The organism is Phytohabitans flavus, assembly GCF_011764545.1.
Classification (GTDB): Bacteria; Actinomycetota; Actinomycetes; order Mycobacteriales; family Micromonosporaceae; genus Phytohabitans; species Phytohabitans flavus.
In genome coordinates this window covers 5,214,063-5,233,521 of record NZ_AP022870.1, presented here as the reverse complement: position 1 = coordinate 5,233,521, position 19,459 = coordinate 5,214,063, and the positions used below count along the sequence as shown (strand labels likewise).

The 19,459-nt window shown below is 70.6% G+C and carries 10 protein-coding genes and 2 pseudogenes; 3 read left to right on the top strand and 9 right to left on the bottom strand.

What is annotated here, in order from left to right; all coding sequences use genetic code 11:
* Window positions 1–158: 158 nt before the first annotated feature.
* Window positions 159–358: pseudogene (locus Pflav_RS48905) on the bottom strand (hypothetical protein); the annotation flags it as partial.
* Window positions 359–1,120: 762 nt separating this feature from the next.
* On the opposite strand from Pflav_RS48905, the gene Pflav_RS22775 reads away from it, so the two are divergent.
* On the top strand, window positions 1,121–1,741 hold the full coding sequence (locus tag Pflav_RS22775; protein WP_173038048.1) for a hypothetical protein: 621 nt from the start codon (window positions 1,121–1,123) through the stop codon (window positions 1,739–1,741).
* On the opposite strand, the gene Pflav_RS22770 is transcribed toward Pflav_RS22775, so the two are convergent.
* Complete coding sequence (locus Pflav_RS22770; RefSeq protein WP_173038046.1) at window positions 1,734–2,780, bottom strand: LLM class flavin-dependent oxidoreductase; 1,047 nt, start codon at window positions 2,778–2,780, stop codon at window positions 1,734–1,736. The genes Pflav_RS22775 and Pflav_RS22770 overlap by 8 nt on opposite strands.
* Window positions 2,781–2,827: 47 nt before the next feature.
* On the opposite strand from Pflav_RS22770, the gene Pflav_RS22765 reads away from it, so the two are divergent.
* Window positions 2,828–3,361: a GNAT family N-acetyltransferase gene (locus Pflav_RS22765; RefSeq protein ID WP_173038044.1), complete on the top strand. Its 534-nt coding sequence runs from the start codon at window positions 2,828–2,830 to the stop codon at window positions 3,359–3,361.
* Between the two features lie 14 nt (window positions 3,362–3,375).
* Here Pflav_RS22765 and Pflav_RS22760 read toward each other — a convergent pair whose 3' ends face one another.
* The 7 genes and pseudogenes from Pflav_RS22760 to Pflav_RS22730 form a co-directional block, all read right to left on the bottom strand.
* Window positions 3,376–6,144, bottom strand: coding sequence for an alpha-amylase family glycosyl hydrolase (locus tag Pflav_RS22760; protein ID WP_173038042.1), 2,769 nt, complete (start codon window positions 6,142–6,144; stop codon window positions 3,376–3,378).
* Window positions 6,145–6,355: 211 nt separating this feature from the next.
* Window positions 6,356–8,044 (bottom strand): Hsp70 family protein, encoded by a 1,689-nt coding sequence (locus tag Pflav_RS22755; RefSeq protein WP_173038040.1) that lies wholly within the window; start codon window positions 8,042–8,044, stop codon window positions 6,356–6,358.
* Between the two features lie 1,224 nt (window positions 8,045–9,268).
* A complete protein-coding gene (locus Pflav_RS22750; RefSeq protein ID WP_232071781.1) occupies window positions 9,269–10,819 on the bottom strand; it encodes an NF041680 family putative transposase in 1,551 nt (516 codons plus the stop codon).
* A 347-nt stretch (window positions 10,820–11,166) separates the two neighbouring features.
* Window positions 11,167–12,402 (bottom strand): pyridoxal phosphate-dependent aminotransferase, encoded by a 1,236-nt coding sequence (locus tag Pflav_RS22745; protein WP_232071779.1) that lies wholly within the window; start codon window positions 12,400–12,402, stop codon window positions 11,167–11,169.
* A gap of 84 nt (window positions 12,403–12,486) precedes the next feature.
* The gene (locus Pflav_RS22740; protein WP_173038038.1) at window positions 12,487–13,701 is read right to left on the bottom strand and encodes a hypothetical protein; all 1,215 of its coding nucleotides are present in this window, start codon (window positions 13,699–13,701) and stop codon (window positions 12,487–12,489) included.
* 39 nt (window positions 13,702–13,740) lie between these two features.
* Window positions 13,741–15,696 carry a glycoside hydrolase family 9 protein gene (locus tag Pflav_RS22735; protein WP_173038036.1) on the bottom strand — a complete coding sequence of 652 codons (1,956 nt, stop codon included), beginning with the start codon at window positions 15,694–15,696 and terminating at the stop codon, window positions 13,741–13,743.
* 41 nt (window positions 15,697–15,737) lie between these two features.
* Window positions 15,738–17,606, bottom strand: a pseudogene (locus Pflav_RS22730) (chorismate-binding protein).
* A 230-nt stretch (window positions 17,607–17,836) separates the two neighbouring features.
* On the opposite strand from Pflav_RS22730, the gene Pflav_RS22725 reads away from it, so the two are divergent.
* Window positions 17,837–19,183 (top strand): FGGY family carbohydrate kinase, encoded by a 1,347-nt coding sequence (locus Pflav_RS22725; RefSeq protein WP_173038027.1) that lies wholly within the window; start codon window positions 17,837–17,839, stop codon window positions 19,181–19,183.
* Window positions 19,184–19,459: the final 276 nt, after the last annotated feature.

Genomic DNA, 19,459 nt, shown 5'->3' with positions numbered 1-19,459 from the left:
ATCCAACATGCTCCGATGAACCACAGCAGGAGACTGAATCGCTGCCACCCTGACATGCGCGGATTATAGCACCGCCATACAGATCCGTAGATGACAGGCTCGCGATCAAGATCAACCACATCACGATGCCGCCAACGCCGGCCGTACATTGACCGGGCCCGGGTCCCGTACAGCAGCCAACGTAGCGCCAGCACAGCCCGCCGGAAGCAGGTCAGCGCCCTGCACGCCCTGCCCGTACGCCTCTCGCACGCCTTTCGGTGCGGGTGCCGCGCCGCGCACGTTCGGCATGCAGCAGTCCGGACAGGTAGAACACGGTCTGGTCGCGTACGGGCAGCGTGGCGGTATAGGTGATACTCATCAGCGGCGCGGAACTCCGGGGACGTGGTCTGTGAGAGGAACACTTTCGTACCGGCGTTCCGCGCCTTCATAGCTCATCCCCGCCTACCAGGGCGATTCGCGTACACCTTGGGCATCCCGGACAACCGCGCCCGGTAATCAGAGCCTTACCCGGAAAGGCTCACTGTCCCTATAGCGACAGCTGGGTACCACGATCGCTGGCCTACTTCGCCCCCGACGCGCTGATCAAGGGAACCACTGTGGACAAGCCCAAGACCGACGCCGAAGGCTCTATAGAGAGCTTCCGGGGTCGGAAGTCTGGGGCCAAGGCGCCAGATCTGCGTTGACGGATCGAGCCTTCACGCAAAGGCGCCGATCGCTGCGGCTTTTCCGTGATCGGCGCAGGCAGCGCTGTGTCGCGCTGTGATCGTGGCGAGAAATTGCCCCTCCAGGGGAAAAGAATCGCCACGGACAACCAGAGCATCTACCGATCAAGGCCACCCCATCTGATTATGCCGGCCACCCACCCACGACCATCGCCCTTATCGGCGATTGGATCGGAGGCCGCAGCGATCATGGGAGACGAGCGGTCAAAGATTTCGCGAGGTCCGTGCGGCGCGCGCTGTCGGTCACGTTCACGTTGGCGCCGGCCCCGTTCGAGGAAGCCTTTCGATGGTAACCGGCGCCCGAACCGGGGCAGCGTCGTACATCGACAGGTGATTGTGGATGGGGGCTACCATCGCGGGCTGGAGTGTCCACATTAGCCACGAGCCGTGGGACGCCGATGACCGATCCGACCGGCCTGGAGTTGTTCGTTCTCTACAGCCCGGAGGGGTCGCGCAGGGTCTGCACCAGTGACGAGGCCGGCCGCGCCCTTCTCGCTTGGACCTCGTTGCTGCGCTGGCTCCGCGGCGACCGCCCCGACGAGCTGCCCGAGTCGGAGGTCGTCGGGCACGTCGCCCGCACCAGCGCCCTCCGGATCCCGCGCCACCCCGAGTACGACATCGGGTTGTGGGTCCGGCAGGCGCGTGGCCTCGACCGTGTGCCGGGCAGCGGTGACATCGATGGCCGTACGCTCGCCGACGTCGTCGGCCACCTGCTGGCCAGCATCGACCTGCGGCGGGCGGACCGGCAGCGGTGCCGGCTCAGTCCGGCCGTGATCGAGGCGCTGTACGGGCGGCAGCGTTCCTTCCAGCGCAACCGCCACGCGGTCGTCCGGCACCTGCTGGACGGTCCGGTATCGATCGAGCGTTGGACCGGTCCGCGGCTTGAGCTAGCCCTCGCCAGCAAGTTCGTGGCGCGGCGGATCCTGTCCACGGAGGCCGCCGTCAACCTCGTACATCTCGAAATCACGACGGCCGCCCGTTCCGTTCAGGTGATGCGCGAAACCGCGGACGTCAATTGAGGAGCTTCGCGAGCTGGGCCATCTCGGTGGGTGGGTCGACTACCGGCTGGATGAGGAGCTCGTCGATGCCAGCCTGCTCCAGGGTGTTGATCCGGGCGAGGATGTCGTCGCGGGTGCCTACCAGGGTCAGCATGTTCATCAGCGAGGGCACCACCAGGTCTCGGTCCTGCGGTGCGATGCGGCCGAGATAGTTGGGGTAGAGCTTGGTGTGCCGGTCCGGCGCGGTGGCGGTGGTGCCGCGCCGGTCGAGGAGGCGCCGCACCGCCTCGCGTTCCGCAGGGCCGAGCTGAGCGGCGAAAGCACGCTTGTCGGCGGCGAAGGTCAGCAGCGACAGCACCAAGTGGCCGGTCGTGTCCCGGGCCGCGTCGCCGTCGGGATCCTCGTCCTCGTCGAGTATGTGCAGCGCGGTGACCAGGTAGGAGTTCGTGCGGGAGCCGGGGACGCCTTGCGCCGCTTGGCGGCGAGCTTCGTGCAGGGCGTGCCAGGCGGCGGGGTCTAGCAGGCCGAAGGAGATGAGCCCAGTGCCGCGGCGGCCGGCGACGGCGGCGGCCTTCGGTCCGAGCAGCGCGGCCACGACGAACTCGATCGGGTCGGCGGTGTTCACATGCGCTCTGTCGTGCAGGAACCGGATGTCGCGGACCCGGTCACCTTCGCGGTACTCGGTCGAGCGCCCGGCGCACAGGTCCTGACGCGCGGTGGTGAAGCTTTCCAGCGCGGCCGCCGTGGTGGGCCGCATACCAAGCGTGCGTCGGGCGCTGTTTCCGGTGCCGACCCCGCAGATGATCCGGCCCGGTGCCAGAGCGTTGAGGCTGGCGATCCCGCTCGCGGCGGCCGGCGCCGAACGCAGCGCCGGTGACATCACGCCGATGCCGAGCTTGACGCGGCTGGTGGCCTTCGCGCAGAGGCTCAAGGCGACGAAGGGGTCGCCGTGGACCATCGGGGTGTCGTTGACCCATACGCTGTCCAGGCCCAACTCCTCGGCCCGCACGGCGAGATCCTCCACACCGGGGGTTGCGGTAAGCACGACGCCGGCACGCATCAAAACCCCCAAGCCTTGAGGACCGATCGTCCATAAGCTTACGGACCATGGAGCCACCCGAGACGATCGATGCCGGAGCGGTGGTGCTCAGGCGCTGGCAGCCGCAATGGGTTGACGAGGCGACGACCGCCATCCGCGAGTCACTGCCGGAGCTCAAGCCGTTCCTCGCCTGGGCGCGAGACGAGCACGACGCCGACGCCACTCGCGCGTTCATCGAGAAGTCGGCGGAGAGCTGGGCCGACGGCACGGAGTTCACCTACGCCATGTTCGACACGACCGGCGATCTGGTGGGCGCCATCGGCATGATGACGCGGATGGGTCCGGGCGTTATCGAGATCGGCTACTGGATCCGCACGTCCTACGCCGGCCGCGGCTACATGACCGCCGCGGTCGGCGCGCTGACCCGGGTGGCCCGGACACTGCCCGGGATCGACCGGGTGGCCATCCGCCACGACGCCGCCAACGCGGCGTCCGGCGCGGTCGCCGCGAAGGCAGGCTTTGTCGAGGTCGAGCGCGTCACCCGCGACCCGGAAGCTCCCAGTCAGACCGACACGGAGATCATCCGCGAGTACCGGGCCTGAGCCGGGGCGGCGGGTCAGGCCGGCGGCCGGCTTGTGTACACCGTCGGGTCGCCCTGGACGATCCACACCTCCGGGCTGTTGATCGGCAGGAACGAGCGGTCGCCGCCCGGCTCTCGCGTGTCTGGTACGGAGTCGCCGGCGGGCAGATGCATGATGAAGTTGACCGGCTGGGTGTCCTGGGCGAGCGGGATCTCGTACTCGGCCCAGCCGCCCTCGATCCGGGTCCACGGCCACGGGTTGTCCCAGGCCACCTGGGCGAGCACCGCCGGGTCGACCGCGTCGCCCCACATGTGCAGGCCCCAGCCCGTGTCCTGGTCGCCGTAGTCGCCGGCCGGGCGGAGGTAGTGCAGCGTGGCGACCGTCGCTTGTGGACCGGCGGAGCGTACCCGGCGGACCTGGCTGGTGGCGGTCGTGCCGTTGGGCTCGCGGACCGTGGCGCGGTACTCGATCGGGGTGTCCGCCGCGACGTCGGCCGGCAGCTGGTCGAAGACCGTGTAGACCGGTGAGGTCGTGTCGCTGCCGATCGGGGTCCAGGCGCCGCCGCCGATACGGCGTTCGAACGCGACGGTGTGCGTGGCCCGTTCCGGATCGACGACCGCGCGGACCTCGACGCTCCCGCGGACCCGGCTGCCCTCGGTCGGGGTCTCGATCGACACCAGCGGGGCCGGCACCGCAGCGGTGCGCGCCGCGCTCGTGGCGGTGTGGTCGCGGTTGTCGAGGACCACGGCCTTGTACCGCACCGGTGTGCCCGCGCGCAGGTCGCTCACGTCGTCGAACACCTGGTACGGCGGGTTGTCGTCGACGCCGACCGGGCGCCACTGGCCGTTGCCGGTCTGCGCGTAGAAGGCGACCTCGTAGAAGGACGAGCCAGCCACGTCCGCGGTGACGTGCATCCGGCCGCGGGCGCCGTCCGCCGGGGCGGCACCGGTGATCGTGACCTTCGGCGCGGCCTTGGAGCCGGGGACGCGGCCGTCCATCGCGTAGACCACCGCGGACAGCGCCGGCACGGTCAGGGTGAGCGCACCGTCCGCTGTGGACTTGATGTGGGCGGGACCGTTGCCGTACAGCCGCTGGAAGCCGCGACCGGCCGCGTACGTCGGGATGGCCGCGGTCTGGGCCTGCTCGCTGTTGTTCAGCGCGACGAGGTACTCGCGCTGGTCGCGCCGGTCCAGCCGGGAGAACGCGTACACGCCCGGGCCATCGGCGGCGTAGCGGTGCACCTGGGCACCGTCGCGCAGCGCCGGGTGCGCGCGGGTCAGCGCGGCGAGGGACGAGATGCTCTGGTACAGCGGGTGGCCCGCCACGAAGTTGTCCTGCGCGTGGGTCGCCGCCGTGCCGAGCAGGTCGTCGTCGAGGTAGTCCGCCACCTGGCTGGCGAACATCGTCTGCCGCGCGTTCTGGTCGCCGCCCGCGCCGGTGAAGCCCTGCTCGTCGCCGTAGTAGATCACCGGGTTGCCGCGGCTGAAGTACATCAGCTCGTGCGCGAGCCGGTCGCGGGCCAGTAGCTCGGTGTCGCCCGCGCCCGGGTTGTCGGTGGTCACGAAGTGGCCGATGCGGCCCATGTCGTGGTTACCGAGGAAGGTCGGCAGCTGGTACACGTTGGAGTCCGCGTCGGTGTACCAGTCGTCGCCGGCGAAGAACGTCGCGAGCTGGCCGGCCGCCTGCCCGCGCGAGGCGAAGCCGCGGGCCGCGTCCTGGAACGGGAAGTCGAGCACCGCCTGCATCTTGTCGGCGGTGGTGAAGTGCGACGTGAAGCTCTTGGTGGTGTCGAAGACCTCGCCGAACATGAAGAACTCGCGCTTGCCGTGGCGGTGCGCGTAGTCGAGCACCTCGGGGCCGAACTTCTGCCAGAACTCGTCGTTGACGTGCTTCATCGTGTCGATGCGGAAGCCGTCCACCCCGAAGTCGCGGATCCACGTCTTGTAGATGTCGGTCATGCCGGCGACCACGCGCGGGTGCTCGGTGAAGAGGTCGTCGAGGCCGAAGAAGTCGCCGTAGTAGGAGTTCTCACCGACGAACGTCGTGTCGCCACGGTTGTGGTACAGCGTCACGTCGTTGAGCCACGCCGGCACCTTGAGGTTTTGCTCGGCGGGGTCGAGCACCGGCGTGTACGGGAACGAGGTCGCGGGGCTGAGCGCCGGGAAGGAGGCCTTGCCGGCGTAGTCGCGGTCGTCGAAGGGCGCGCCGGCGGCCGTGCGGTAGGGGACCGCGTCCTTGGACACGTAGCCGCGGCGGGCGCTGCCCTCGTACCCGATCACGTCCGCCGTGTGGTTGGTGATGATGTCGAAGTAGACCTTCATGCCGCGCCCGTGCGCGGCGTCGATCAGCGCGCGCAGGTCCTGGTTGGTGCCCAGGTGCGGGTCGATCTGGGTGAAGTCGGTGATCCAGTACCCGTGGTAGCCGGCGGAGGGACCGTCCTCGAGCTGCACGGCCTTGTTCTTGAAGCTCGGCGTCAGCCAGATCGACGTCGTGCCCAGCCCGCGGATGTAGTCGATCCGGGACAGCAAGCCCTTGAGGTCGCCGCCGTTGTAGAAGCCCTTCTTCGTCGGGTCGAAGCCCGACACCAGCGGGTCCGCGCCGAGTCCACCCTGGTCGTTGCCGGTGTCACCGTTGGCGAACCGGTCGGCCATGACGAAGTAGAACGACTCGTCGGTGACCGGCGAGCGCAGCGAGTGCTGCCCCGCCAGCCCACCGCCATGACGGTCGCCCGCAGCGGCGGGCGTGGCCAACCCGACCGCGGCGAGGAGGGCGGCGAAGACCGCGAGGACACGACGGACTGGCATGCTGGCCCCCCACAATCGACATTGACTGTCGGCATCGACTGCGGTGGACGTTACGCGTTCGAAACGAAGATTCAACCGTCCGGCGGGGCATTTCTGGATTTCGAGCTACCGCGATGCCCGTCGTGGTCCGGACCGTCGCTCCCGCGGCCTCACCCTCCGCGTTTGGTCGCGCCCAAAGGCCGCCTATGCGGCGGCCACGGCGTGAGCAGCCTCAGGTGACGCGCGCGGCCCAGATCGGGGCCAGCTCTTCTGTGGTGGCGCCGAGGTCGCCCTGCAGGTCGCCGACCATCGCCGAGGTGTCGTCGTCCCAGTAGATCACCGGGTACTGCTGCTCGTACATGTAGTCGATGCGCTGCCCGGACTCGGGGCGCTCGCCCGTGTACGACTGCGGGCGGCCCTGGTATCCCACCTTGCGGTGCTGGCGAGAGGCGTCGCGCTGGGAGATGTCGGTGAGCGCGCGAAACTGCACATTCCACGACCCGTCGGACCCAGTGCACTGCACGTACTCCGTCACGGTGCCGCCGTAGATGCCCGGTCCCATCCGGTTGCAGTTGGTGACCTCGTTGAGCCACGGCCGGGCGAACGCCGCCAGCTCCGCCGACTCGAACACCCCGTGGTTGGTCTGGCCGATTGCGTTCAGCGGAAAGGACTCCCGGTCGGTGAGGAAGTAGACGGCCGCGCCGCCGGCGAGGACAAGCGCGGTGCCGGCGGCGGCGATGGCGACGGCCAGGCGCCGTCGCCGCTTGCGGGGTGGCGCCGGCCTCTCCGGCGGGTTCGATACCTGGGGTGGCGCGGCGTGTGGCTGGATCGGTGGTGGGGGTACGAAAGCGGCTGCCGCCGCCGTCACCGCGCCCTGGGCGACCACGAGCTCTGGCTGCTCGATCACCGTGGGCGCGATGCCGAGCCGGCGGTGCAGCTGGGTGGCGACCTGGGGCATGCGCGTCGAGCCGCCGACGAGGAACAGGCCGGCCGCCGCACCCGGCGACACACCGGCGCGCTCCAGCGTCGACACGGTGAGGTTGACCGTCCGCTCGATCAGCGGGCGCGCCGCGAGCTCGAACTCCTCCCGCGTCACCACCTCGACCCCGTAGAAAGGCACGTGCACGCCGGCCGCGCTGTTGCGGGACAGCTGCTCCTTGGCCGCGCGCGCCTCGTCCCACAGGGTGGTGCGCTCGCGGAGGTCGGTCGCGGTCGTCGGGTCGGTCAGCCGCCGCCAGGTCTCCGGATCCTGGTCGCGGAAGCGGTCGCGCAGCCGGTCGACGATCAGCTCGTCGAACTCCGCGCCGCCGAGGTCGTCGAAGCCGTCGCAGGCCAGCACCGACCATCCGGTCTCGCCCTCGCGCCGCACGACGGCGACGTCGAAGGTCCCCGCGCCGAGGTCGTACACGACGACCGCGGCCCCGGGCGGGACGCGTACACCGTGGACGGTCGTGAAATAGACCGCGGCCGCGACCGGCTCGGGGATCAGGACCGGGGCGTCGATCCCGGCCCGCGCCGCGGCGCCGGTCAGCACCGCCCGCCGGCGCGGCCCCCAGGCCGCCGGGTGGGTCAGCACCACCTCGGCCACCGGCCGGCCGGCGACCCGCGCGGCCTCACCGGCACACCGGTGCAGCACGGCCGCGATCACGTCGGGTACGCCGATCTCGGCCCCGCCGAGCAGGATCGTGCCCTCGTCGACGCGCCGCTTCGGGTACGGCTCGAAACCGGCCGGGTCGGCCCGCGCACCACGCTGCGCGTCCCGCCCCACGAGTAGGCGCCGCTGGCTGTCCACCAGCACGGCGGACGGCAGCAGCGGCGAGGCATCGAAGAGCAGCGGCTGCCCGCCGCCGTCCCGCCACTGGCAGACCGCGACCGTGTGCGATGTACCGAAGTCGATCCCGAGTCGAGGCAGCCCGTTCACGGCACCCGACGATAGCGACCAATGGCCAGCCGTGCCGCCCGCCCCGGTCCCGGCGAGAGATCTTTCCTGGTCAGGACCATTGGATCCGTCCACAGTGGTGGTCGCAGAACTTTCAACAAAAAGATGAAGATTTGAGCTACCGCGGCGTCCGCGGTGGTCCGGACCCAATGCCGCTCAACTTAGGTCGATCATGAAGTCAGACCCATCCTTGCCGCCCTGACGCGCCCAAGGACCCGGCCGTACCTGGCACGCCGCGCGGCCTTCGGAGAATGCCTAGGTCATCGCCTTGACCAAATTAGCTGAGCGGCAGGGTCAAGGCCGCCGCTCCCGCGGCCTCGCCCTCCGCGGTTCCACAACCCAAACCCCTCGGCTGACATCGCCGGCGGTGAGGCCGCGACCCCCACACATGCGTCGCACCGATCAGAGCCGGCGGTCGAATCGTGAACGCTCGACCGGCGCCGCACCCGGACACTATCCGGCAGATCGTGGTATTTAGCTGCGTCTATAGCGACAGCTAAATACCACGATCGCTGGCGTGCTCCGACTGGCATGCGGACAAACCAGCCAAAGCGTCCAACCCGACGTGCCGCTGTGGCCAAGCCCGCGAGATCTAGTCGACTTCCTGTCGTCCTGACGGCAGAAAGTCGACTAGATCCAGCGTTTCCGTCGGGAGTGCGCAGACTCCACTCCGGGGAAAGCGATGGTCGCTGCGGCAGCAACAGATTTCCCCAAAGCCCGACCAGCCCTCAACGACCGACCCAACCCCGGCACTCCGCGCAGCCTCGCAGAATGCCCAGGTCGTCGCCTTGATCAAACTAGGCTGAGTGCCATTGGGTCCGGACCGCTGCTCCCGCGGCCTCACCCTCCGCGGTTGGCCAGCTCACCCCAGGTCGTGGTCGCCAACCGCGATCCTCGCTGCCGGTCCGCGTTCCGGCCTAACCTTTAACCTGGCTCGGCGGTTGGGCGGGGGTCCACCCACGGCAGACACGCGCCCAAAGGGCGCTGGGTTTGCCTTGATCGGCGCTACGACGGGCCGCCGGCTGGCAGATCGTGGTACTTAGTTGCCCCTGGAGAGGCTGTCGCAAAATCGCCAGATTCGCATGAAGTGAGGGTCGCGTTGACCCTCACTGGCCGCCGTTCGGCGGCCAGCGGCGGACACAGCCGTGTTTTTCTACGCACACGCTGTAGTCGGGCAATTTTGCAACAGGCTCTGGAGCTTGTTCTTTAACCTGTGCGCTGTTTGCGGGCGGTGATGGTTAGGTCGCGTTTGACGGTTTTGCCGACGTCGTGGCGGGTTGCCGGCCGTCGGTTGTGTGAGCCGGGTGGGCGTCCGGGGCCGGCGGTGGCGGGTTTCGGTGCGCCGGCTGGCTGGGCGCTGGTGGCGCGGATGTTCCGAAATCCTCGGCGGACGCGGGCTGGGGTGAGTCGGCCGGGTGGTGCGGGTCGTTCCCAGGGGCGGCGTAGGTCCGCGGCCAGCGGCCGGGCGAGTCGGAGTTGGGTGTGCGCGGCGATGATCAGCCAGGTCCAGCGGTCCGCTGCCTGGGGTGTGCGTAGTTTCGGGCGGGTCCAGCCGAGGGTTTGTTTGAACAGGCGGAAGGTGTGTTCGAGGTCGAAGCGGCGTAGGAACGACTGCCACCAGCGGTCGATGTCTGCGGCGGTGGCGCCGTTGGCGGAGCACCACAACCAGAGTGGTTTGGGGTCGCGGTCGCCGGGCAGGTGGTCTACCTGCAGCCGGATGAGGGTGCCCTCAATGACTGGCAGGTCCTGCTTGTGGTCGATCCAGCAGGTGCGGCGGGTTAGCCGTGGGTGCAGCCGGTCCCAGCTGGCCGCCCGGGCGGTGCCGTACCGGCTGGTGTCGGTGGTCGTCTGGTGCTGCGGGGTGGGCCAGGTGTGTGGGGTGTCCAGGCGGAACTCGGGCCCGTGCTTGGGTGGCCGACCGACTGCGGCTGGTGCCCAGGCGGGTTTGGGTAGGCGAAGCACCCGGTCGGCGCGGATGCGGCCGAGCAACTGGACGGGTAGGTCGGCCAGCACGTAGGCGAGGCGTGCGGTGTCGTAGCCGGTATCGGCGACGATCAGGATCTGCGGGTCACCGTGGCGCCAGTGCCCGGCGGCGATGAGCCGGTTCACGACGTCGCGGAGCTGGTCGGCGGTGACCGCGGTGGCGTCGTCGGTCGGCCCGAGTCGTTGCGCGTCCAGGATCGCGGTCCATGAGGTGCGGCCGGATTCCAGCGCGGCTACGAACGAGTACGGCCAGCCCGGGATCATCTGCGCCTGGCCTTTGGCCCGGCCGTAGACGTGGCAGAACAGCCGGTCCGGCGAGGTCACCGCTTCCGGGCGCAGCCAGTTACTGACATCGACGGCCAACACGATCCGGCCATCGGCGGTGCGCGGCAGCGGCAGACCAGCCAGCGTCACCCGCAGCCGGGCGATGTCGATATCGCCCCAGTTCAGGCCGTCATACAGCGCGCCGTGACCGCGTCGGTGCTCGGCGGTCAACGACAACTCGACCAAGCTGGTCACCGGCCCGTCGGCGCACAACACCGCGTCGGTCAGCTCGAACAACGCGTCCGTCCGCGCCCGCAGGCACTGGTAGTAGTCCCGCCGGAACCCGGCCAGCCACGCCGCCGGCGCCAACGCCGTGGCGGGCGTGTCGGATAACACCAGACCACCGAGGTAGTCCACAATCGTGGCCACGGCCACCATCCGCTCTTTCGTGTCCTGCCAGGGAACCGAAAGATCATCGGACGGTGGCCGTCCCACGTCGAGCACCGACACGCCGCAATCCACAAAGGACAGGACTAGCCATCGACGGCGCCGGAGGTTAAAGAACAAGCTGGAGGGGCAGTTGGATACCACGATCTCTCGCGGACGCCGGTGCGGCCACTCTAGGGAAGCAGAGCGAATGCGCCTGCGCACCCACCTCTTTGCTCCTCGTCCGACGGCGATCCCGGGTCGGGTCGGGGTTGGGCTTGGACCGCGGACGTGGCAGCGGAGGTCGGGGATTTCGGGGAGCGCTAGCGAGCCGCCGGCCTGCGCGGGGCCCGCGGGAGCATGCGGTCTGTGACTGGCGCGGACCGGGGCAAATCTTAAGAAATTGAATGTGCCCCCGACCCTGAAAAGATCTAGTTGGCGGTGGCCAGGCTGCGGCGGCCTGGGTACGGGATCAGGTTGTCGGGCTCCAGCACGGTCGACGTGCCGTACCTGTCGTCGCTGGTCGAAAGCGAATGGCTCGACTCGCCGTGCAGGTACCGGCCGTAGGCGAGCATGCCCTCCACCAGCAGCCGCACGTCCTGCTGTGGGCGCACCACGAAGCGCAGGAACTGGCTGGTCATGCCGAGCTTGTTGCCGCACTCGCGGACGAAGAGGCCGTGCCGGGTGAGTAGGTAGTCGCGCAGGTCCACGCCGCTCCAGCCGGGCGGGAGCTTGACCAGCAGGAAGTTGCCCTGCGAGGGGAAGACGGTCAGGCCGGGGACGCGGGACAGCTCGTCGGCCATCTGGTACCTGTCGCGGGCGAGCAGGCGCAGGCTCTCCCGGTACTCGGTCTCGTAGTCCTGGATCATGTGGACGACCGTCTCGGCGAGTGAGTTGAGGTTCCACTTCGGGAGGGTCTTTGCGATCTTGCTGGCGATCTGCGGGTTGGCCACCAGGTAGCCGAAGCGGATGCCGTGCAGGCCGAAGTTCTTGCCGAGGCTCTTGAGCACCACCACGTTCGGGCGGATCGCGGCGTCCGGGGCGATCGACGGCTGGCGCTCGGCCTCGACGAAGTCGATGAACGACTCGTCGACCACCACCAGGTCGAGGTCGGTGAGCGCGTCGACGAAGCGCAGCACCTCGCGGCGGGGCAGGAAGCCGCCGTCCGGGTTGTTGGGGTTGCAGATCACCGCCACGCGGGAGCCGCGGCTGCGGATGAACGCGACGTACTCCTCCAGGTCGAGCGCGTACCCGTCGGCCTCCTGCAAGGGGAACATGTCGACCCGCTTGCCGGTCTCCAGCGGCTGGTCGGTCCAGCGGCCGAACGTCGGGATCGGGATCGCGATGCTCTCTTTGATCATCAGGTGGTCGAGCCACGTGATCAGCTCGGTGGAGCCGTTGGCCATCGCGACCGTCTTCTGATGCAGGCCGAGCACGCCGCACAACTTGTTGGTGATCTCGGCGGAGTCGCTCGGGTAGTACTTGAGGATCGACTCCAGGTTCTGCGCGAGTGCGGCGAACATGTCCGGCGTGGGGAAGTACGGGTTGCACGGGATGCAGAAGTCGACGATCGGTGTGCCATCGCCCATGCTGCGGCTGAGCGCGAAGACCGACGGGCTGTGCGCCCCGGTGCGCAGCAGACCAAGGTCGACGTTTCCGTGTCGCACGGTGCCTCCAACTGTGGGGTGTCGTGGGGCGGTACGAAGCGCCCGGAGACGAAGTTCGATCCCACAGAAAGGCTTAAGGCGAAACTAATTACTCTCCGAGGTTGGCACGACCCCGGTGACGGCGGCGCGGGGACCGCTGCTGAGGGTGCCGAGAGCGGCCCCGAAGACGGCGAACGGCAGCGCGATCAGCGGGACAGCGGCGAGCATCCACCCGATGGCTTCCTGTAGCTGCGTGCCGGTGGCACCGTAGATGCCATCTCCGTCGATGGGGTGCACGCCGGCGCGCCAGTAGCGGAACGCCTCGACGAGGTATACGGCGAAGCCCAGCAGGCAGGCGGTCACCACCGTCCACACCGCCGACTGGAGTCCGGCCCAGAAGGAGCGGTCGGCCACCGTGACGAAGAACGCGGTCAGGAACAGGGCGGTGACCGGGACGGCGATGACGTACATGCCGAGGCTCTGGCCGGCGGCGATGTCGTTGAGCTGTGCGTTCAGCGCGAGGCCGCCGGCGATCGCCACCCCGACGCCGAGGCCGGCACGACGCGCACGGCGGCTCGTGGTCAGCGCCCGCGGCGGGACGAGCGAGAGCCACAAGCCGATTGCGAGCCCGACCGCCAGCATGATCGCGTTCGGGTAGTCCAGCACCACCGACGCGTCGGTGCGCAGGTAGTAGCCGGTGAGCGCGACGGACGCGGCCACGCCGGCCAGCCCGACGACCGCGATGGACAGGCCCGCCGCCGGCCGGCGCGGCCGCCGCGCGCGGGACGCGGCCACCGTGGCCAGGAGGCCGACTAGCCCGGCGAACGTCACCGCGAAGACCCGCAGCTCGGGCAGCGCGCGACCGGCGGCCAGCCAGCTGCCGGCCACCACCGCGACGGCCAGCGCCGCGACCGCGGCCACCAGCGCCCGGTGCCCGCGCGGCGGGAACACCGCGGTGCGGGCGCAGCCGGCCGCGAACCGCCACCGCTCCCGGCGGCGCCGCACCTGCGCCAGCTCGGCGGTCATCGCCGCACCCCAGTCGCGGCGGTCGGCCGGCAGCGTCGCGACCGCGGCGGCCAGCAGGCGCGCCGGACCGTCCATCCCGGACAGTCGATCACCGACCCGCCACCGCCAGGCGATCCAGACCAGCGCGGCGGCCAGCGCGGGCAGCGACGCCGCGATGGCGCCGCTCACCGTGTACGCCAAGAGGTCCTCGTCCGGCCCTCGCGGGCTGGACGAGCGCAACAGCAGCATGTATGCCACATCGACGGCGGCGAACACCAGCGCCGCACCGGACCACATGCCTCGGGACCCGCTCATGCGGTAACTCTATATAGGAAGAGTTAGCTCGGCAAGAGGCTACTCCGAGAGCGCGAAGGCGAGCGCCGCCGTCGCGGTGAAGTCGATCGCCGGCTCCGAGCTCGGCCAGGCCCGTACGTCGTCGAGGTAGCGCGCGTCCGGCCGGTCGTACGCGGCGAACCGGTTGATCCCGTCTGCCGGGCACGCGTTCGCGCCGTCCGGGATGCCGATGAACTCGAAGTTCTCCGCGCCGTTCGGCCCGTTGACCACCGCGCCGCGGGGGAGTCCGGCCAGGTTGGCGACCTGGTGCTGCGGGCACTGCGGGTACGTCGTACCGGCGCCGATCATCAACGAGGTGCCCCACGCGTTGGCGCCGAGCGCGAAGTTGCGCTGCCGGGTGCCGAACGCGTCGTACTCCCGCGAGCCGGTGAGGTCGCGGTAGAGGTGGGCCGTGGCCGCGTACCCGAAGCTGCGGGTCGCCGCGTCGAACTGGGTGACGTCGACCGCGTGGCCGAAGGGGTGGTCGGCCGCTGCCGCGACCCCGCTGTCCAGCTGCCGCCGCAGGTCCGCGACGAGCTCGCCGGCGAGGGCGTCGCCGCGCAGCAGCGGCACCAGGTCGGCGTGGGCGAGCGCGCTCGTGTCGTACAGGTTGAGCGTGTCCCACGGCTGCGTGTCCAGGTAGGCGCGGGCCCACCCGGCCGCCTCGCGGACCCACCGGCCGGCGCGCGGGTCGCCGAGCGCGCGGGCGGCGAGCGCGAGCTGGGTGGCGCCGAGCTCCATGTCGTCCTGCCAGGAGTCCTCCGGGTAGTACGCGTGCGGGAACGCGGTGACAAGCTCGCCGACGTCGGTGGTGCGGGCCTGGCCGTACAGGGAAGCGCCCTCGGCCAGCCACCGCCGCGCGGCCGCCTTGTCGCCCCGCTCGGCGGCCAGCTGGGCAGCGAGGGCGAACGCGGCCGACACCCGCCCGGCGAGGTTGGGGCTCACCTTCTCCCCGGCCGGCGCGGCGGGGAAGACCGGGCGGTACTTGATGAACTGGTACTCGTCGCCCGGGCTCTGCTTGTTGGCTCGCTCCGCTCGCTTCGGCCCCGGCTGCCGGCTCAATCCGGGCTGGTCGCTCCGCGCCCAGCCCCGGGTTGAGCCAGCCCCGGGGCCAATCTCCAGCGCGTCGTCGGCCTCGGGCAGCCGCCACACGTCGTGGTCGCCGAGGAAGCCGAACTCCTCGCTGCCCGTGCCGATGCCGACCTGCACGTACAGCGTGCGCCCGTCCCACATCTTGTCCAGCCAGCGCAGCCCGAAGGCGGTCTCGCCGCGGAGCGTCCGGGGCCCGCCGGTCTCCCGCTGCACGTACAGCAGCTGGGTCAGCGCGTACGCCGAGGCGTGCGTGAACTTCACGAAGTCACCGGCGTCGAACCAGCCGCCCTCGACGTCGACCGGGCCAGCGCCGGCCCGCGGCTGAAGCGGCGCCGCCGGCACGTCGCCGCCGTCGCCGGTGAAGACCGGTGGCTCGTACACGGTGGCCCGCCGGTCGGTCAGGTGCGACGGCTTGCGGTCCAGCTCGCCGGGGATCACGTCGGCGCCGTCCCGCTGCACCTGGAAGAAGTTGACCGTGTCGGCGAGCAGCGGGGCGAAGAGCCGCTTCGGACTGTCCACCCGGAACACCGGCGATTCGGCCCGTACGCCACCGGAGACGCGCAGCCGGTACACCCCTGGGGTGCGGACCGCGGTCAGGTCGATCGGGTGCACCGCGCCGTACGCCGCGCTCCACGCGCCCGCGCTGGCTTCGATCCGTCCGCTGTGGACGGTGCGCCCGCGCTGGTCCAGCACAGCGAAGCGGGCGTCGCCGGCGGGTGCGGCGGTCATCAGGTAGGCCCGCTTGGCCTCGCCCGTCGCATACCCGACCTGGTCGACCCGGATGTGGCCGGTGGCGCCCGCGGGGGCCGGCCCGGCGGTGACCGCCGCCGGGCCGGTGACGAGTGTGCCCGCGAGGAGCGCGATGGCGAGCAGAGATCGGCGCATGGCTACTCCCGGCGGTGGAGAAGGTAAGTTAGATTACCTGTCTAATGGACGGAAGGTACCTCCGTCAATGCTTGCAGCAGATCCGCCAGCACCGCGAGCCCGTCCTGGCTCAGTACCGACTCGGGTGGAACTGCACGCCCGCGAACGCCGCCCCCCGCATCGCGTGCACCGCGCCGTCCGCCGGGTCGCGGGCCAGCTCGATCGGCCCGTACGGCGTGGTCAGCGCGCCGACCGGCGACAGCGCGGTGAACGTGGAGTAGAAGCCCACCCGCCGCGTCCGGCCGAAGAGGTCCACCTCGCGCTGGAGCCCCTGGTACGGCGCGTCCCGCCGGTGCAGGTCAAGCCCGAGCAGCCCGCACAGCAGCTGGTGGCCGAGGCAGACCGCGAGCAGTGGCCGCCCGCTGCGCAGCCGCGCGGTGATCACCGCCCGCATCGCGCGCATCTTGACGTCGTCGGGGAGGTCGGGTCGCCCGGACCCGGGCCGGCCACGACGAGGTCGAACTCCTCCAGCGAGCCGGGGTCGGTCCACGGCCGCCGCGTGACGTCGTGCCCCAGCCACCGCATCTGGTGCGCCAGCATGCCGGTGAACGTGTCTTCGGCGTCCACGATCAGCGCCCGCCGAGCCGTCGCCGGGATCGCCACCGGGCCCCGCTCGTCCAGCCAGAAGCGGGCCAGCCGCTCGTTGCGTGCGGTCAGCGCGGCCCGCACGTCCGGGTCGGCCGACAGCTGTACCCCCGACTCGCCGGAGGGACGCGGTGCCGCCGCCGGCCGCAGACCCAGCGCCGCGAGCACACCCGCCGCCTTGGTGTGCGTCTCGGCGACCTCGCCCTCGGCAGTCGAGTGGCGTACCAGCGTGGCGCCCACCGGCACCCGCAGCACCCCGTCGGGGGTGATCTCCGCGGTGCGGATGAGGATCGGCGCGTCCAGCGTCTGCCGGCCGTCGGCGTCGTGGCCGAGCAGCGCGAGCACGCCCGCGTAGTACCGCCGCCCCCGCCCCTCGTGGCGGGCGATCACCCGGAACGCGTTCTCGATCGGGCTGCCGGTGACCGTCGGCGCGAACATCGTCTCGCGCAGCACCTCCCGCACATCCCGCGAGCCCCGCCCGGCCAGCAGGTACTCGGTGTGGGTGAGATGCGCCATCTCCTTCAGGTACGGGCCGACGACCTGGCCACCGTGGTCGGCGACGGTGGCCATCATCTTGAGCTCCTCGTCGAGCACCATGTACAGCTCGTCGATCTCCTTGGGGTCGGCCAGGAACTCCAGCAGCGCCTCCCGCTCGGCGGGACCGTCCGGGTGGCGGAATGTGCCGCTGATCGGGTTCATCATCACCAGGCCGTCCTCGACGCTGACGTGCCGCTCGGGGTGGCGCCGACAAGCGTGCGGGTACCGGTGTGCACGAGGAACGTCCAGTAAGCCCCGCGCTCTGCGACAAGCAGCCGCCGGAACGCGGCGAGCGCGGCCCGCAGCGGCTCGTCGACCGTGGCGGTGAACGTGCGGTGGATGACGAAGTTGGCCCCCTCGCCATGGCCGATCTCGTCCCGCAGTACGGCGCCGACCGTCGCCGCGTACTCCTCGTCGGAGATGTCGAAACCGCCGTCCCTGGCCACCTCGGGCGTGTCCGGCAGCAGGGCCAGCGCGGCGGCGAGCGGCACCTCACCGTACGAGCGGATGGCCAGGCACTCCAGGGGCGTGCCGTCGTCGACGCAGGCGAAACCGCGTTCGGTGATCTGCCGGTACGGCACCAGCGCGAGCGTGGCCGGGCCCTGGTGCCCGGCCGGCAAAGGGATGTCGGCGAGCCGGTCGACGCTGGTCAGGTCGCCGGTGAAGATCTCGATATGCGCCGCGCCCTCGCGACGCAGCAGCGCGAAAGGGCGTGGTTGAGCCGGGTCGAGCAGGGTCAGAAGATCCATCCGTACATTCCTCCGGTCCGGGGGCCGCCTCGGGCGGACAACCGGTGCGTCGGAATGCTCGAGCTTTCTGACATCACGCCGTGGCCGCCTTATGTGGCGGCCGCGTGGGTATCAGCTACGCGCGGGTGGTCGGGCCGCCGGGTTGGCGGCGCCACCAGGAATTCAGGCGCGCGGACATGTGCGGGAGTTTACACGTCGGGGTTTCGGTAGATACAGATACGGTGGCGGCGATGAGCATTCTCGCGCTTGACCTCGGCACGTCGTCGGTACGCGGACTCGTGCTGGACGACGCGGCGGTCCCGGTGGCCGGGGCACTGGCCCGCCGGTCTGTGGAGGTGGCGGTCGACGACAGCGGCGCGGCCACGCTCGACGCGACGGCGTACCTGACCGCGCTGATCGACTGCGTGGACGAGCTGGCCGCGGCCGGGCACCTCGACGGCGTGCGGCTGGTGGCCGTGTCCTCCCTGTGGCACTCGGTGGTACCGCTCGACAAGTCCGGCGTACCGCTCGGGCCGCTGGTCACCTGGCTCGACACCCGCCCCACGCCGCCGCCGGGCGTCACCGGGCCAGCCGACCCGGACGCGTTCCACCAGCGCACCGGCGCGTGGTGGCACCGCTTCTACTGGACGGTCAAGCTGCCCTGGCTGCGGGCGAGCGCCGGGCCAGGGCTGTTCCTGTTCACCGGGCTGCCCGAGTACGTGCTCGGCGCGCTGCTCACCGAGGCGCCGATGTCGGTGTCCCAGGCCTCCGGCACCGGCATGCTCGACCTGGCCGCGCTCGACTGGGACGACGAAGCGCTGGCCATCGCCGGCGTCACCCGGGCCGAGGTGCCGCCGCTGGCGCCGGCCGGCTGGCTGGGGCGACTGCGCCCTGAGTACGCCCGCCGCTGGCCCGCCCTCGCGGTCGTGCCCTGGACGCCACCGGTCGGCGACGGCGCCGCGTCCAACGTGGGCACCGGCTGCTTCGAGCCGAGCCACGCCGCGGTCACGGTCGGCACGTCGGCCGCGGTCCGCCTGGTACAGCCGGTGCCGCCGGGCGCGCCGCTGCCCCCGCTGCCCGCCTTGGTGTGGCGTTACCGGGTGGACCACGAGCGGATCGTGACCGGCGCGGCGTACTCAGCCGGCGGCAACCTCTTCGCCTGGGCCAAGAAGACGCTCCAACTGCCCCTCGGCGAGGCGCTGGAGCAGGCGCTGGCCCCGATCGCACCGGGGAAGACCGAGGTGCGGGCCGATCCGCGGCTCGGCGGCGACCGTCCACCCGGTACCGCGCCCTCCGGTGCTGGCGCGCTGTCCGGGCTGTCCTTCTCGACCACGCCGGCCGAGATCTTCGCCGGGCTGATGGACGGTGTGTGCGAAATGGTCGCGCGTGACCTGGCCACTCTGGAGTCCACTGTGGACGGCGCCACCGAGGTCGTGCTGGGCGGCGGCGCGATGGCGGCCCAACCGTGGTGGCGCCGCGCGTTCCAGGTAGCCCTGGCGCCGCGGACGGTACGCCATGTGGACAACCCGGAGGTGGGCGCCGTGGGGGCCGCGCTGCTCGCCGCCGGCCTGATCCCGGCGGCTCCGGCGGGTCGCTGACCCGGACGCCATCGTCCGGATGGAGGAGCCCCCCTCGGCGGTACCGGCAAGATCCGGTCAGCCGCTGTATCGTTCGTGAACTTGTCGCTGGTCGTGGCGTTGACACGGCTCCCGTGCCTGATTGGATGGACTCCGCTCCTCGGCAGGCCGGGTACGAGGTAAGGGGGAGGCGTGGTCGCTGCTGCCCCGGAGCCGTCGGACCGGACGGTTCCGCGACACCGCAGGCGGCTCGATGTCCGGGTTATCCCACATCGGCGGCGTTCGCGGTTGCGGGTC

Bases quoted from the DNA above. Each gene is read 5' to 3' on its own strand.
- Pflav_RS22765 (WP_173038044.1), top strand. From the start codon at position 2,828: ATGGAGCCACCCGAGACGATCGATGCCGGAGCGGTGGTGCTCAGGCGC.
- Pflav_RS22740 (WP_173038038.1), bottom strand. From the start codon at position 13,701: ATGAGCGGGTCCCGAGGCATGTGGTCCGGTGCGGCGCTGGTGTTCGCC.
- Pflav_RS22735 (WP_173038036.1), bottom strand. From the start codon at position 15,696: ATGCGCCGATCTCTGCTCGCCATCGCGCTCCTCGCGGGCACACTCGTC.
- Pflav_RS22725 (WP_173038027.1), top strand. From the start codon at position 17,837: ATGAGCATTCTCGCGCTTGACCTCGGCACGTCGTCGGTACGCGGACTC.
- Pflav_RS22775 (WP_173038048.1), top strand. From the start codon at position 1,121: ATGACCGATCCGACCGGCCTGGAGTTGTTCGTTCTCTACAGCCCGGAG.
- Pflav_RS22760 (WP_173038042.1), bottom strand. From the start codon at position 6,144: ATGCCAGTCCGTCGTGTCCTCGCGGTCTTCGCCGCCCTCCTCGCCGCG.
- Pflav_RS22770 (WP_173038046.1), bottom strand. From the start codon at position 2,780: ATGCGTGCCGGCGTCGTGCTTACCGCAACCCCCGGTGTGGAGGATCTC.